This is a genomic window from Actinophytocola sediminis, assembly GCF_054779715.1.
In genome coordinates this window covers 127,304-141,661 of record NZ_BAAGXS010000080.1, presented here as the reverse complement: position 1 = coordinate 141,661, position 14,358 = coordinate 127,304, and the positions used below count along the sequence as shown (strand labels likewise).

Genomic DNA, 14,358 nt, shown 5'->3' with positions numbered 1-14,358 from the left:
TAGACCCGTGACCGAGACCGAGGTCCGACCCCCGCACGCGCTGGGACCGCCGGCCGGACCGCACATCATCACCGCCGACGATCCCCGCTACGAAGGGGTCCGCCGCGGCTACAACCAGCGGATCCCGACCGAGCTGGACAGCGTGTGGGTGGTGACCAACACCCAGGACGTGGTCGACGCCGTCACCGACGCGGTGGCGCGCGGGCAACGGATCACCGTGCGCAGCGGCGGCCACGGCTTCGAGGGCTCCGCGTCGGACAACGGCGGCGTGCTGCTCGACATGTCCGAGATGAACGAGGTGTCCTACGACCCGGCCCGCCGGGCCTTCGCTCTGCAGCCGGGGGTGAAGATCGACGAGCTGTACCGCCGGCTGTACAAGAGCTGGGGCGTCACGCTTCCGGCCGGTGAGGGCACCGAGGTCGGCGTCGGCGGGCACTTCCTCGGCGGCGGGTTCGGCCCGCTGTCCCGGCGTCTCGGCTCCACTGTGGACTACATGGTGGCGCTCGAGGTGGTCGTGGTCACCTCGGCCGGACGGGTCGAGGTGGTCGTGGCCACCGACGACCCGAACGACCCGCACCACGACCTGTGGTGGGCCAACACCGGCGGCGGTGGCGGCAACTTCGGGGTGGTGACCAGGATCTGGGTCCGCTCGCCGGGGGCTACCTCGGCCGACCCGCGCGACCTGCTGCCCGCCGCGCCGACGAAATGGCGCAGCGGCGCGCTCGCGTGGTCGTGGGACACGATGACCGAGGCGGACTTCGTCCGGATCGCGCGCAACGTCGGCACCTGGTTCGAGAACAACAGCGCACCGGGGTCGCCCGGCGCCAACATCATGGCGTTCCTCTACGCCACCGAGCGCACCGGCGGCATCCTCTCGGTCGGCGCGATGGTCGACGACGACATTCCCGGCGGCCAGGCGCTGATCGACGGGTACTTCGACGCGGTGTCCGAGGGTGTCGAGGCCGAGCCGGTGATGCGTACCTCGGAGATGACGACCTCGTGGCTGTACTTCTTCACGTTCCCGAACCGGGGCGAGCCGGGTGACATGGACCGCAGGCGGTTCAAGCTGAAGGCGGCCTACCTGCGCAAGGGATACACCGAGGAGCAGATCTCCGCCGCGTACCGGCATCTCGCGGCCGACGCCGGCCAGGCGCTGCAGTTCATCCTCATCGGGTACGGCGGTCAGGTGAACACGGTCGCGCCGGACGCCACCGCGGTGGCGCAGCGGGACTCCATCCTCAAGGCCGCCTACATCGCGGCCTGGTCCAACCAGGACGACGACGAGTTCCACCTGAACAACGTGCGGGCGATGTACCACGACGTGTACGCCGAGACCGGCGGCGTCCCGGTGCCCAACGAGTACAACGACGGCTCCTACATCAACTATCCGGACCGCGACCTCGCCGACCCGGACCTCAACCAGTCCGGCGTGCCGTGGTCCACGTTGTACTACAAGGACAACTACCCGCGACTGCAGCGGGTGAAGAAGCGGTACGACCCACGCAACGAGTTCTATCACGCCCTGTCGATCGAGCTGCCCGACTGACGGCGGGTCGACACCACCGCGGAGCTCCTGGCGGATCGCGCCGTGCGATCCACCGGGAGTTTCCGCGTTTCCGTTCAACGATTGGGGAAAGGTATGGAGAAGACAACCTCGGCCGACGGCACCACCATCGCCTATGACCGGTACGGCGAGGGGCCGCCGGTGATCGTGATCGCGGGCGCGTTCAGCGAGCGCACCCACCAGGTGGTCACCACGTTCGCCGACCTGCTCTCGCCGAGCTTCACGGTGTACGCCTACGACCGGCGGGGCCGGGGCGACAGTGGGGACACCGCGCCCTACACGGTCCAGCGCGAGGTCGAGGACCTGGCCGCGGTCGTCGAGCAGGCCGGCGGGTCCGCGTCGGTGTACGGGTTGGGCAGTGGTGGCTCACTGGCGCTGGAGGCGGCGGCCGCCGGCGTGGCCATCACCAAGCTCGTGGTGCAGGAGCCGCCCTATGTCGCGGCGGGCGACGAGCCCCGGGTACCCGCGACGTTCGCCGGCGACCTGGCCGGGCTGGTCGACGCCGACCGGCGAGGTGACGCGGTGGCACTGTTCATGACCCAGCAGCTTGGCATTCCCGCCGAGGCGATCGCGGACATGCGGCACTCGCTGACCTGGCCAGCGCTGGAAGGCCTGGCGCACACGCTGGTCTACGACGCCACGATCACCGGCGACGGCACGATCCCGGTCGAGCGGGCAGGCGCCGTCCGCGCGGAGACCACGGTGATCGCCGGTGCGAACAGTCCGGAGTGGATGCGGAACTCGGCGCGGGCGCTCGCGGACGCCGTGCCCGGCGCGCGGTACCGGCCGTTGGCCGGCATGGACCACTTCTCCATGGACCCGACGCTGGTCGCGCCGGCGCTGCTGGAGTACTTCGCCTGAACCCGTTGACGCACACCGAAGGGCGCGTGCGGCGCCCTTCGGTGTGTGCTCAGTGGCCGGCGCGCAGGTCGGTCAGCAGCATGGACAGCACGTCGGTCACGACCTTGCAGTCGAGCACGAGCGTGCCGGGCGCGCCATCGGCGCGCCACGCGCGCACCGCCGCCAGGTCGGCCGGCGAGCGCACGGTCACCGCGCGGGCGCCGAGTGCGGCCGCGACGCCGGCGAAGTCGGTCTCCGCGAAGGTCACGGTGCTCGGGTCGGCGCCCTGCGGGCCGTACAGGTGGGCCTCGAAACCGTAGCCGGCGTCGTCGTAGACCACCACGAGCGCCGAGTCCGCCGTCCTGATCAGAGTGTCCAGTTCGGACAGTCCCATCAGCGCGCCGCCGTCGCCAAGTACCACCACGGTGGTGCGGTCGGTGCGGCCGTGGACGGCGCCGACCGAGCCGGCGAACCCCATGCCGATGCTCTGGCTGGCCGCGCCGAGGAACACCAACGCCGTCGGGTCGGCGTACGACCACATCGCCAGCGGCCAGGCCATGAAGTGCCCGCCGTCCAACACGACCGTGCGCTCCTCGGGGATCAGCTCGGCCAGCGCCAGGGTCAGCGCCCTCGGGTCGATCTTGTCCGCGGTGCTCAGGTCGGTGTACCCGCGGTCGGCGGAGTCCAGGGCGGCCAGTTCGGCTTCCACCGTCGATCGCCAGGACGACGCGGTCAGCTCGCGGTCGTTGACCCCGTCGAGCAGCGCCGCCGCGACGACCGCGGCGTCCCCGGCCACCACGAGGTCCACCCGGTCGGCGGTCGCGGCACCGCCGAGGTCGACCTGGACGACCGTCGCGGTCGGACTGATCATCCGCCCGTCGTGCAGGGTGAACCGGTCCAGGGTGGCGCCGAAGGCGATCACCACGTCCGCCTGGCTGGTCACCGCTGCGGTCCCCGGCCGGGAGAAGCCGCCGCAGATGCCGACCGACCACGGGTTTCCGTCGAACAGGCCGCAGGCCAGTGCCGAGGTCGCGAACAGCGCGCCGATCCGGTCCCCGAGATCCACAATGGACTTACCGGCACCCGCCCGCCAGGCACCGAGACCGCCGAGCAGCAGCGGGCGGCGGGCGGTGGCGAGCAGGTCCAGCACCGCCGCCAGCTCGGCGCGGGGCGCCTCGGGCACGACCACGTCGGCCACGGCGACCGGACCGTCCGGCACGTCGGCGCCGAGCAGGTCGTTGGGCAGGCAGAGCAGGACCGGGCGGCGCAGCGTGCGGGCGATCGCCACGGCCCGCGCGGTGTCCGCGCGGACGGCGGCCGGGTCGGTCACCCGCACGACCTCCGCCCCCAGCGTGGTCGCGAGTGCGGCCTGGTCGACGTCGTTGCGCCGCGGCCCGGTCGTCGGCGCGTCGCCGCACACCAGCACCAGCCCGCTGCCGTGTTTGGCCGCCTCGGCCAGACCGCTGAGGGTGTTGGTCATGGCGGTGCCATGGCTGGTGGTGCAGACCGCGACCTCGCCGCTGACGCGGTTGTACGTATCGGCCATGGACAGCGCGCCACCCTCGTGGCGGGCGGCGACGTAGTGCACGCCGGCCGCCGTCATCGCCGCCACCGACAGGATGTTCCCGCCACCGGCCACGCCGAAGGCGTGCCGGATCCCGCAGCGGGCCAGCGTGCTGCCCACCACCGTCGCAAGTGGAGTCATCGCGGGTTGTCCTAGGCCAGCTCGAAGATGACTTCGCCGGCCGCCAGCTCGATCCGGTTGGTCCGGACCAGCTCCCAGCCGCCATCTTCGAACACCGACTCCCAGTCCGCGATGGTCGGGATGAAGGTGCCCATCAGGTCGTGGCCGACCTCGAAGGCGAGGGTGAACGACGGCAGCGCGGCGTCGGGGATGCCGGCGGTCCTGGTGGCGTCGCCGAGCAGGAACCGGCGGGCGTTGGGGAACACCCCACGCAGGCGCCGCAGGGTGTCCACGCAGTTCTCCCTGGGCCAGAAGTCGTGGCCCATCATGAAACTGGTGATCAACTCGGCCTCTTCGAACTGCGGGTCCGGGTCCAGCCGGAGCACGTCACCCTGGACGAAGGTCAACCGGTCGCCGAGGCCAGCGTCCGCGGCCTCCTTGCGGGCGACCTCCAGCGACGGCTGGGCGATGTCCACGCCGACACCGACGGCGTCGGGGTTCATGTCGAGGATGTTCATCAGCCGGCCGCCGCTGCCACACCCGAGGTCGACCACGGTGGTGAACTCGAAGTCCAGTTCCCCCAACACACTCAGGAAGGTCGGGTCGTAGCAGATGTCATTGATCTCGCGGCAGGCGTAGGCGATGGCCGCGGGATCGCGTCGGTAGAACCGGCCGAACCGGTTCTCCTCCCGCATCACCGAGGGCATCTCGCGGAACAGTTCGGCACTCCCCCGGCTGAGCCAGTGGAAGAACGACCGGTTCCGGTAGACCTCCTCGAAATGCCGGCCGCGGGTGATCGTCACGTTGTTCCGCTCGACCACGTGTACCGAGGCGAGAGCGCGGAACATACCGACGGTCGAGGCGTGGTCCAGTGCGTTCCGCCTGGCGAAATCCGTGGCGTTCAACACGCGTGCGACCCGCAGTTCGTCCAGCGCGCCGAGTTCCCAGGCGGCGGAGATCGCGAACGCGGCCACCGCCGAGTTGAAGATGCCCGGGACACCTCCGCCCGACTGGCTGTCCATGGCTTCAACGGTCATTGCGCGGCACCCCATTCGGGAGAAATTCAGGGCTGTGCAGAGCGGCTTTCCTGCCGAATCCATGGTTCCCCCGATACGCCGGGCAGACCTCTCCATTGTTGCGCCACTTGTCGGCAAGGTCGGCACGGTGAAGGAAGCATCGACGGGGGTACCGGTCGGAAGATGAGATCGACGCCGGAGTTCCGGACCGACCGACGGGAAGGATTCAGGGGATGAGCGTCTCCTCCATCCACGAGCGCTTCACCGACGTGGTACGGCGGGTCCCCGACGAGGTCGCGGTGTCGGCGGACGGGGTTTCCCTTACCTACCAAGAACTGCAGGCGGCGGCCAACCGGCTGGCGCACCGGCTGCGTGGTCTGGGTGTCGGCAGGGCGGACCCGGTCGCGGTCCAGCTCCAGCGCACGCCCAACGCCGTGGTCGCGGTGCTGGCCGCGCTCAAGTGCGGGGCGTTCTACCTGCCGGTGCACGACTCCTACCCGGCGGAGCGCGTCCAGTCCATTATGGACAGCGCGGGTGTGCGGGTGCTGCTGACCGACCGGGCCACCGCCGACCGTGGCCTGCCGAGCATCGAACAGGTCGTGGTGCTCGGCGCGGACCCGGCCAGCGCGGTGGCGCCGTCGACCGACCTCGGCATCCGGGCCGGCGCCGACCAGACCGCGTACCTGATGTTCACCTCCGGCTCGACCGGCAAGCCCAAGGGCGTCGCGGTGACCCACGGCGGCGTGGTCGGCATGGTCGACGACCCTGCCTGGGCCACCGGCCACCACGACCGGCTGTTGTCGTTGGCACCGTTCGGTTTCGGCGTGTCCACCTACGAGCTGTGGGTCCCGTTGCTGCGCGGTGGCCGGCTGGTGATCGCGCCGACCGACTTCGACATCGCCTCCCTGCGCCGGTGGATCGCGCGGGAGGGCATCACCGGGCTGCACCTGACCGCCGGGCTGTTCCGCATCCTGGCCCACGAGGACCCCACCGCGCTCGCCGGCGTCCGCGAGGTGCTAACCGGCGGCGACCTGATCCCGCCCACCGCGGTGGCCGCGGTACTCGATGCCTGCCCGGAACTGGTGGTGCGCACGATGTACGGCGCGACCGAGGTGTCGTCCTTCGCGGTCACCGGCACCATCACCGCGCCCTACCAGGCCGGCGCCAGCGTGCCGGTCGGCCGGGCGATGCGGGGGGTGCACACCCGCATCCTCGACGAGCATCTCCGCCCCGTCGAGCCAGGAACCCAGGGCGAGCTGTACATCGGCGGCTCCCGGCTGGCCAGCGGCTATGCCGGGCAACCGGAGCTGACCGCGGAACGGTTCGTGGCCGACCCGTTCGCCGACGGCGAGCGGATGTACCGGACCGGCGACCTGTTCACCGAGAACGCCGACGGGCTGCTGGAGTTCGCCGGCCGCGCCGGCGACCTGGTGAAGATCCGCGGCTTCCGGGTGGAGCTCGGCGAGGTGGAGTCGGTGCTCACCAAGCACCGGGAGGTCACCGATGTCGCGGTGGTCGCCAGGGACGCGCCGTCGGGCGACCGGCAGCTGGTCGCCTACGTCGTCGGGTCCGATGTGGACATCGAGACGGTGCGCGCGCACTGCGCGCGGACGCTGCCCGACTACATGGTGCCGGCAGCCTACGTGGTGCTCGCGGCCCTTCCGCTGACCCCCAACGGGAAACTCGACCGGCGCGCGCTGCCCGAGCCACTGGTGCCCGAGGCGGTCCACGTGCCGCCGGCGACCGCGCGGCAGGCGTCGCTGTGCCGGATCTTCGGTGAGGTGCTCGACGTCGAGCGGGTCGGCATCGAGGACAGCTTCTTCGACCTGAACGGCGAGTCCCTCACCGCCATCAAGCTGGTCAACCGCATCCAGACCGAGCTGTCGGTGGACCTCGCGGTGACCGACCTGTTCGACGCCCCCACGGTGTCCGAACTGGACGCGGCGCTCGAGCGGCAGTGGTATCGCGGACGGAGGACAGGATGACGAGTCCGTTTGACCTCGTGGACGGGTCTTTCTCGGTGCTGGTCAACACCAGGGGCCAGCACTCGCTGTGGCCGGCGGGCATCGACCGCCCGACGGGCTGGGAGCAGGTGCACGGCCCGGCCGACCGGCAGACCTGCCTGAGCTACGTCACCGAGCGATGGGCCGACCAGCGCACGGCCGAGCCCGAGCGCATCCCGTTGTCCAACAACCAGAAGTTCCTCGTCGCCTTCGACCGCGGCGACACCGACGGCGCCCTCGGCGCCCGGCACACACTGGTCAGCGCCTGGCGGGTGGCCGGCGCGGTGGACCAGGACGTGCTGTCCGCCGCGCTGGACGACGTGGTCGCCCGGCACGAGATCCTGCGTACCGTGCTGGTGCCCGGCGCCGACGGCGGCCACCAGGAGGTGTACCCGGCGGGCCCGGTGTCGCTGACCGTGCGCACGCTGTCCGATGTGGACGCGGTCGACCGGGGCAGGGTGGCCGAGGAGCTGCTCAACGAGATCGACGCCGAGCCGTTCCCGATCCAGGACCTTCCGCACCTGCGCGCGGTACTCGGCCGGTTCGACGGGACGGACTCGGTGCTCGTGCTGGCCAGCCACCACACCGCGACCGACGGCTGGTCCATGGGGATCATCCTGAGCGACCTCGCCGCCTGCTACACCGCGCGGCTGTCCGGCCACCCGGCGGACCTGCCGGCGGCGGCCCCGTACCGGGAGTTCGCGAGCTGGCAGCAGACCGCCGAGGCCGAACCGTCCGCGAAGGCCGTCGCCTACTGGCGGAACAAGCTCGCCGGGGCGAGCATGCTCGCGATCCCGACCGACCGGCCGCTGCCGGAGGACACGCCGGACCGCTATGCCGCGCACCGGTTCGTGATCGACGCCGAGCTGTCGGCCGAGGTGTCGGCCTTCGCCAGGTCGACCCGCAGCTCGCCGTTCATGGTCCTGCTCGCCGCCTACCACGTGCTGTTGCGGGCGCTGACCGGCGTGACCGACATCGTCACCCCGACGTTCACCATCGGCCGCTACGACGACCGGTTCACCGCCACCGTCGGCCCGTTCTTCAACATGCTGCCGCTGCGCACCGACCTCACCGGCTGCCGGCACTTCCTGGACGTGCTGGAGGTGACCAGGGCCGCCTGCGGCGAGTCGTACACCAGGGACATCCCGTTCAGCGCGATCGTCGCCGAGGTGCCGGCGATCACCACCGCGTTCGGGGACCGCAACGGCGCGGTGGCCGCCTTCGAGATGCTGCGTGATCCGTCCACATCGGAGCGCGTCGCGCTCGGCGAGGCGGCCTGCACGGCGATCCGCGACCGCGGGCTGTTCCAGCCGGTGAGCTCGAGCATTCCCAACGGCGCGCTGTGGGCGCTGGACGTGCTGCCGACCGGCGAGATCGCGGGCAGCCTCAAGTACAACCGCAACACCATCGACGACACCACGATCGCCGACATCGTGTCCGGGTTCCAGCGGGCGCTGCGCGACGCACTCGCGTCGCCGCAGGCCCCGCTTCCCGCCGACCCGAAGGGTTTCCGTGCATGACCATCACCACGAGCGCCACGGAGCACACGTTCCCGCCACCGCCGGAGCCTGACCTCACGCCGGCCGAGGTGGTGGCGCGGGCGGCGGCGATCGCACCGACGCTGGTCGACCGCCAGGCCGAGACCGAGCAGCACGCCAGATACGCCACCGACACCCACGAGCGGTTCCTCCGCGCCGGCTTCTTCCGCATCCTGGTGCCGCAACGCTACGGCGGGTACGAGTTCGGTGTGGACACCTTCGCGCGGGTCGCCATCGCGCTCGCCAGGGGCTGCCCGTCGACCGGCTGGATGTACCTGTTCGGCGCGGCACACGCGGTCGCCGCGGCGACCGTGTTCGACGAGCGGGGCCAGGCCGAGCTGTTCGCCGGCGGCGACTTCGTCTGTCCGGCCACGGTCGCGCCGAGCGGGTCGGCGCGCCGCGTCGACGGCGGCTGGCTCGTCAACGGCACCTGGGGGTACTGCTCCGGCTCGCCGTACGCGACGCACTTCATGGGCCACACCCTGGCGTCCACATCGGACAGTCAGCCGCCCGCGCCGTTGCTGTTCGCCATGCCCCGCGAGGACTGGCGGCTCGAGGAGGACTGGGGCGACCAGCTCGGCCTGCGCGGCAGCGGCTCGAACAGCATCACCGCGACCGACGTGTTCGTGCCGGACCATCTCGCCGTCGACGGGCACCTGAGCCAGCTCGAGGTCTCCAAGGGCACGCCGGGCAGGGCACTGCACGGCAACCCGGAGTACGGCGGCGGCCCACTCAGCCTGATGCTGCTCGAGCTCGGCATGCTCGCGGTCGGCATGGCCAAGGGCGCACTGGACGCCTACGAGGACCTGATGCGCACCAGGAAGACCATCTACATGCCGATCGTGCCGCGCACCGACGACGTCGACTACCAGTTCCGGTACGGCGAGGCGGCCGGCAAGATCGCCACCGCGGAGGCCGCGGTGCTCGGCGCCGTCGCGCAGTGGCGGGACATCAGCGCGGCCGGACCGGCGGCGGTCACCAGGGAACAGGAGCTGCGGCTCGCGACCATCAGCCGGGAGGCCGTTCGGCTGTGCTGGCGCGCGGTCGAGGGTCAGCTGTTCCCCACCGCGGGGTCCAGCTCGGTCCGGGCGGGACAACGCATCGAACGGGTGTGGCGGGACATGTCCACGTTGCACAGTCATGCCGGCCTCGGCGTCTTCCTGTCGAGCCTGGCCAACCGGGAACTGGCGAAGGTGCATTTCGGCGTCGACTGAGTCGAGTCACAACTCAAGGAGAGAAGAACCGTGGACAACACCTGCCCAGCGCTGGACACGACCGGTCGCGACATCCATGCCGAGGCCGCCCGCCTGCGCGCCCAAGCCGCGGCCGTCAAGGTGGAGCTGCCCGGCGGCGTGCACGCCTGGTCGATCACCCGCTACGACGTCATCAAGTCCATGCTGACCAACCCCAACATCACCAAGAACGCCCGCAACCACTGGCCCGCGTTCATGAACGGCGAGATCCGGCCCGACTGGGAGATGATCAGCTGGGTCGCGATGGACAACATGGTCACCCAGTACGGCAAGCACCTCGTCCGGCTGCGCAGGCTGATCGCCAAGGCCTTCACCGCGCGCCGGGTGGAGCTGCTGCGGCCGAGGGTGGTCGAGCTGGTCGACCAGCTGCTCGCCGGCGTGGAGTCCACACCGGACGAGGTGATCGACCTGCGCGCGGCGTTCTGCTACCCGCTGCCCGCGCTGCTCGTGGCCGACCTGATCGGGATGTCCGAGGAGCACCGCGCGCAGACCGCGAAGGCGATGGACATGATGGTGGACACCACCGTCAACCCCGAGCAGGCGCACGCGATCCTCAGCGGCTGGCGGACCGCCATGGACGACCTGATCGCCGAGAAGCGGGCCAACCCGGCCGAGGACATCGCGAGCGACCTGATCGCCGCCCGCGACGACGAGAGCGGCTCCAAGCTGACCGACACCGAGCTGACCGACACGATCTTCGCGATCCTCGGTGCCGGCTCGGAGACCACGATCAACTTCCTGGACAACGCGATCACCCTGTTGGTCAGCCACCCCGAGCAGCTCGAGCTGGTCCGGTCGGGACAGGCCAGCTGGGCCGACGTGATCGAGGAGACGCTGCGGGTGGAGTGCCCGCTGGCCAGCCTGCCGCTGCGCTACGCCGTGGTGGACATCGAGCTGGAGGACGTCACCATCCCGCAGGGCGACGCCATCCTGATCAACTACGCCGCCGCTGGCCGCGACCCGGCCCTGCACGGGGACACCGTGGACGACTTCGACGTCACCCGCGAGGACAAGACGAGCGTGTCCTTCGGCCACGGCCCGCACTACTGCCTCGGCGCCGGCATCGCCAGGCTGGTGGCGACCATCGGACTGTCCACGTTGTTCGAGCGGTTCCCGAACCTGAGCCTCGCGGTGCCGCGCGAGGAGCTGGTGGCACTGCCGACGTTCATCATGAACGGCCACAAGGCACTGCCGGTTCGCCTCAACGCCGCGACCAAGTCGGTCGCCGCGTAATCCTGGCCTGACCGAGAAGGCCGGCCGCGCGATCCGCGCGGCCGGCCTTTCTCGTGCGAAAACCACGCCGGCACAACGAAACTGGCCGGTGACCGGTTGGGTACCGGTCACCGGCCAGCGGCCGAGACGCCAGCGCTACGCGGCGCGGGAGGTCGGGTCCTCCGGCCGGGCGGTCGCCGTCCGCGTGGTGTCCAAGGTGGACACCGTGGCCGCTGCGGCCCGTTTGCGGTCACGGTTGGCCAGCCACGCCTGGAGCAGCACGCGCACCATCATCGGCGGGCGCATCAGATCCTGTGGCTTGTCGATCAGCCCGGCGACCCGCATGAAACCGGCCAGCACCACCGGGTCACGCGTCGCGGCCGCCTGGACCTTGCCCATGTAGGCGTTGCCCAGCCTGACCTTCGCCGGCCGCTCGCCCTCGACCTGGGGGAAGGCCAGGTCGCCGCCGGCGGAGATGTCCCACGGGGCGTCGATCACCTTCGCGATGTCCCGCAGGAACGGCAACGGCGCCGGCACTCCCCGCCGCAGGTGCTCGCGCAGCGTCAGCGACTCCAGCGCGGACACCGTCATGCCCTGGCCGTACACCGGGTTGAAGCTGCACATCGCGTCGCCGACCACCAGGAACCGTTCCGGAAAGCGGGCCAGCCGCTCGTACCGGCGCCTAACGCTCGCCGGGTAGCGGAAGGACACCGGGTCGTCCAGCGGCTCGGCGTCGCGCACCGCGTCGTAGAGATCCGGCACCGGCAACGTCTTCAGGAACTCGGTGAACCCGGCCGGATCGGCAGGCGCCCGCTCCCCGAGCACCGTGGTCACCGACAGGATCCACTTGCCGTGCTCCATTTCGGACAGGAACGCGCCCCGGGGAGTGGCCGGCGAGCCGAGCGGGTTGATCGACCGGTCGCCGCGGATCACGCCCGGGTTCGGATTCCGGTACTGCCGCGTGGTGTAGCTCAGGTCGATCTTGATCCGGTCCTCGGCCGGCCGGTCGTAACCGAGCTCGGTCAACCAGGTCGGGGTGCGCGAGCCGCGGCCGGTGGCGTCCACGACGAGGTCGGCCAGCACGGCCTCCTCCTCGCTGCCCTCGGCCCCTGCCCGCACCCGGGCGCCGGTGATCCGGCTCCCGTCCGGTGTGCTGAGCAGGCCGACGATGTCCCGCCCGGTGCGGAACTCGACGTTGGGCAGCGCCGCCACCTTGGTACGGACGAAGTTCTCCAACACCGGGCGGGTGAACGAGATGTAGCCAACCCCGGTCACCGCCCTGCGCGCCTGCCGACCGGCGATGTACCAGCGGTGCGCGCCGAGGTCACCGGTCGGCGCCCCGGCCCGCTCGGCCTCCTCGGTGAAGCCGGGGAACAACTCCTCCAGGGTCTGCTGACCTCGGGCGAGCAGCCCGTGCACGTGCCGTCCCTGCGGCACGCCGCGGCGCGGCTCGGTCACCCCGATCAGCTCGTCCCGGTCAACGACCAACACCTCGTCGTAGGCATCGGCCAGCACCCGCGCGGCCAGCAGTCCTGCCATGCTTCCGCCGAGTACCAACGCGCGTGCACCCACGTGGTCGACCATCGCCCTGCCTCTCGGTGTCGCTCAGTCCGTGTACACCGGCGTGTTCTGGTACGCCGCGAGCCGCCATTCGCCGTCCTGCTTCACCACGACCCAGGAGGCGTGCACCGCGCCGTCGCGCGAGACCTCGGACTCGCCGGCCTCCAGCACCCCGCCACGGGAGAGCAGGATCGCGCTGTCGGGGCCGAGAACCCTGATGCCCAAGGGCTTTCCGGTCACCTGGGTGCCCTTGTACCGGCCCTCGTAGGCCTCCTTGAGGTACTCGCGGATCTGCTCGCGGCCGCTGCGGTAGACGCCGGCGAGCACCATGGTGCCGCTCTCGATGAACAGGTCGGCGAAGCCGTCCGCGTCGTGGTAAGCCCAGGCCGCGATCACCTTCTGGGTCAGGGAGGCGATGCCGACCTGGTCGCCCTGGCTCGGCGTGCTACCCGCCACGTTGCTCGTGGTCATGAGTTCATGCCTTTCTGGATCAGACGTACTGGGTGTTCGGCTCGAGCCCGCACAGCACCCGCCCGTACAGCTCGAAGTTGGTGTTGGGGTGCATGAGCGCGTGCAGGTTGACCGCCTGGATGTCGCGGGCGTACCGCTGGATCGGCACGTCGTGGTAGATCGAGGAACCACCGCTGGCCGAGGCCAGGATGTCCACCGACTCGCGCACCAGGCGCACCACCGCGCCCATGTCCGCGCGCGCCCGCACCCGCTCCTCCAGCTTCCACGCCGAGCCCTCTTCGCCCTTGCCGTCGACCAGGGTGGCGAGCCGTTGGGCGTGGAACTCCGCCTGGTCCTGCTTGAGGGTCGCCTCGGCCACCTGCAGGTGGGTCAGCGGGGCGTCGCGCTGGCTGTCGTAGCCGGTGTAGGTGATCTTGCGACCGGGCAGGCGCTTGAGGAAGGCCTCGCGCGCCGCGCGGCCGATGCCGATGATCGTGCCGACCGAGGACGCGGAGGCGACCGGCAGCAGCGGCAGCCGGAAGATCTTCGAGTCCGCGTTCAGCTCGGAGGCGCCCTCTCCCTGTAGCACCGCGCCGAGCGGCAACACCCGCTCCTGCGGGATGAACAGGTCCTTGGCGACCGTGCTCACGCTGCCGGTGCCGCGCAGGCCGGAGGTGTTCCAGTCGTCGACGATCAGCAGGTCCGACATCGGCGCCAGCGCGATGACCGGGTAGGGGTCGCCCTCCGGCGGCACGAGGATCGCGATGATCTCCTGCCAGTCGGCGTGCAGCGCGCCGCTGATGAACTGCCACTTGCCGTTGACCACGATGCCGCCGGGCGCCGGGGCCGCCATCGCGCTGGGGCTCAGCGTGCCGCACACCCGGGTGTTCGGCTCGGCGAACACCTCGTCCTGGACCGCGTCCGGGAACTGGCAGGCCATCCAGCCGGGGATCCAGTACACCGAGGCCACCCAGGAGGCAGCGCCGTCGCCGCTGCCCAGTTCGGCGGCGACGTCGATCAGGGTCTTCGTCTCGACCTCGTAGCCGCCGTAGCGCCGTGGCCTGCGCAGCTTGAACACCCCGGCGTCACTGAGGCCCTCGATCACCTCGTCGTGCAGCCTGCGGTTGTCCTCGGCCCAGAGCGCGTGCTTCCGCAACAACGGAACCAGCTCGGACGCCTTGCGGACCAGGTGATCGTGCGTCGGGAAACCGATCTTGGCCACCCTATCCTCCCATGTC

General features: G+C 70.8%; 11 protein-coding genes. 6 read left to right on the top strand and 5 right to left on the bottom strand.

Translation table 11 applies throughout. The features are described 5' to 3' along the window. Positions 1 to 7: 7 nt before the first annotated feature. Together ACYVIP_RS37935 and ACYVIP_RS37930 are read left to right on the top strand one after the other, a co-directional pair. Complete coding sequence (locus ACYVIP_RS37935; RefSeq protein ID WP_460405450.1) at positions 8 to 1,546, top strand: FAD-dependent oxidoreductase; 1,539 nt, start codon at positions 8 to 10, stop codon at positions 1,544 to 1,546. Positions 1,547 to 1,639: 93 nt separating this feature from the next. Continuing rightward, positions 1,640 to 2,425: an alpha/beta fold hydrolase gene (locus ACYVIP_RS37930; protein ID WP_460405448.1), complete on the top strand. Its 786-nt coding sequence runs from the start codon at positions 1,640 to 1,642 to the stop codon at positions 2,423 to 2,425. A gap of 49 nt (positions 2,426 to 2,474) precedes the next feature. On the opposite strand, the gene ACYVIP_RS37925 is transcribed toward ACYVIP_RS37930, so the two are convergent. Together ACYVIP_RS37925 and ACYVIP_RS37920 are read right to left on the bottom strand one after the other, a co-directional pair. Then, positions 2,475 to 4,109 (bottom strand): thiamine pyrophosphate-binding protein, encoded by a 1,635-nt coding sequence (locus ACYVIP_RS37925; protein ID WP_460405446.1) that lies wholly within the window; start codon positions 4,107 to 4,109, stop codon positions 2,475 to 2,477. 11 nt (positions 4,110 to 4,120) lie between these two features. Beyond that, entirely contained in the window at positions 4,121 to 5,125 is a 1,005-nt protein-coding gene (locus tag ACYVIP_RS37920) for a class I SAM-dependent methyltransferase (protein WP_460405444.1), read from the bottom strand. Positions 5,126 to 5,337: 212 nt separating this feature from the next. On the opposite strand from ACYVIP_RS37920, the gene ACYVIP_RS37915 reads away from it, so the two are divergent. From ACYVIP_RS37915 to ACYVIP_RS37900, 4 genes are read left to right on the top strand one after another with little or no spacing between them, the layout of a single operon-like run. Next, a complete protein-coding gene (locus ACYVIP_RS37915; RefSeq protein WP_460405442.1) occupies positions 5,338 to 7,089 on the top strand; it encodes an amino acid adenylation domain-containing protein in 1,752 nt (583 codons plus the stop codon). Next, a complete protein-coding gene (locus ACYVIP_RS37910; protein ID WP_460405440.1) occupies positions 7,086 to 8,627 on the top strand; it encodes a condensation domain-containing protein in 1,542 nt (513 codons plus the stop codon). The genes ACYVIP_RS37915 and ACYVIP_RS37910 overlap by 4 nt, the downstream gene beginning before the upstream one ends. Further along, positions 8,624 to 9,859: an acyl-CoA dehydrogenase family protein gene (locus tag ACYVIP_RS37905; RefSeq protein WP_460405438.1), complete on the top strand. Its 1,236-nt coding sequence runs from the start codon at positions 8,624 to 8,626 to the stop codon at positions 9,857 to 9,859. The genes ACYVIP_RS37910 and ACYVIP_RS37905 overlap by 4 nt, the downstream gene beginning before the upstream one ends. A 30-nt stretch (positions 9,860 to 9,889) precedes the next feature. Continuing rightward, a complete protein-coding gene (locus ACYVIP_RS37900) occupies positions 9,890 to 11,131 on the top strand; it encodes a cytochrome P450 family protein (protein ID WP_460405436.1) in 1,242 nt (413 codons plus the stop codon). 135 nt (positions 11,132 to 11,266) lie between these two features. Here the strand turns inward: ACYVIP_RS37900 and ACYVIP_RS37895 are convergent, their stop codons facing one another. The 3 genes from ACYVIP_RS37895 to ACYVIP_RS37885 are packed head-to-tail and all read right to left on the bottom strand — an operon-like array spanning position 11,267 to position 14,342. Continuing rightward, positions 11,267 to 12,694 carry an FAD-dependent oxidoreductase gene (locus ACYVIP_RS37895; protein ID WP_460405434.1) on the bottom strand — a complete coding sequence of 476 codons (1,428 nt, stop codon included), beginning with the start codon at positions 12,692 to 12,694 and terminating at the stop codon, positions 11,267 to 11,269. 21 nt (positions 12,695 to 12,715) lie between these two features. Beyond that, a complete protein-coding gene (locus ACYVIP_RS37890) occupies positions 12,716 to 13,141 on the bottom strand; it encodes an SgcJ/EcaC family oxidoreductase (RefSeq protein WP_460405432.1) in 426 nt (141 codons plus the stop codon). 19 nt (positions 13,142 to 13,160) lie between these two features. Next, a complete protein-coding gene (locus ACYVIP_RS37885; RefSeq protein WP_460405430.1) occupies positions 13,161 to 14,342 on the bottom strand; it encodes an acyl-CoA dehydrogenase family protein in 1,182 nt (393 codons plus the stop codon). Between the last annotated feature and the right edge of the window lie 16 nt (positions 14,343 to 14,358).

Excerpts from the sequence above, each read along its gene's own strand:
- ACYVIP_RS37930 (WP_460405448.1), top strand. The coding sequence starts at position 1,640 with ATGGAGAAGACAACCTCGGCCGACGGCACCACCATCGCCTATGACCGG.
- ACYVIP_RS37890 (WP_460405432.1), bottom strand. The coding sequence starts at position 13,141 with ATGACCACGAGCAACGTGGCGGGTAGCACGCCGAGCCAGGGCGACCAG.
- ACYVIP_RS37915 (WP_460405442.1), top strand. The coding sequence starts at position 5,338 with ATGAGCGTCTCCTCCATCCACGAGCGCTTCACCGACGTGGTACGGCGG.
- ACYVIP_RS37905 (WP_460405438.1), top strand. The coding sequence starts at position 8,624 with ATGACCATCACCACGAGCGCCACGGAGCACACGTTCCCGCCACCGCCG.
- ACYVIP_RS37920 (WP_460405444.1), bottom strand. The coding sequence starts at position 5,125 with ATGACCGTTGAAGCCATGGACAGCCAGTCGGGCGGAGGTGTCCCGGGC.
- ACYVIP_RS37910 (WP_460405440.1), top strand. The coding sequence starts at position 7,086 with ATGACGAGTCCGTTTGACCTCGTGGACGGGTCTTTCTCGGTGCTGGTC.
- ACYVIP_RS37895 (WP_460405434.1), bottom strand. The coding sequence starts at position 12,694 with ATGGTCGACCACGTGGGTGCACGCGCGTTGGTACTCGGCGGAAGCATG.
- ACYVIP_RS37925 (WP_460405446.1), bottom strand. The coding sequence starts at position 4,109 with ATGACTCCACTTGCGACGGTGGTGGGCAGCACGCTGGCCCGCTGCGGG.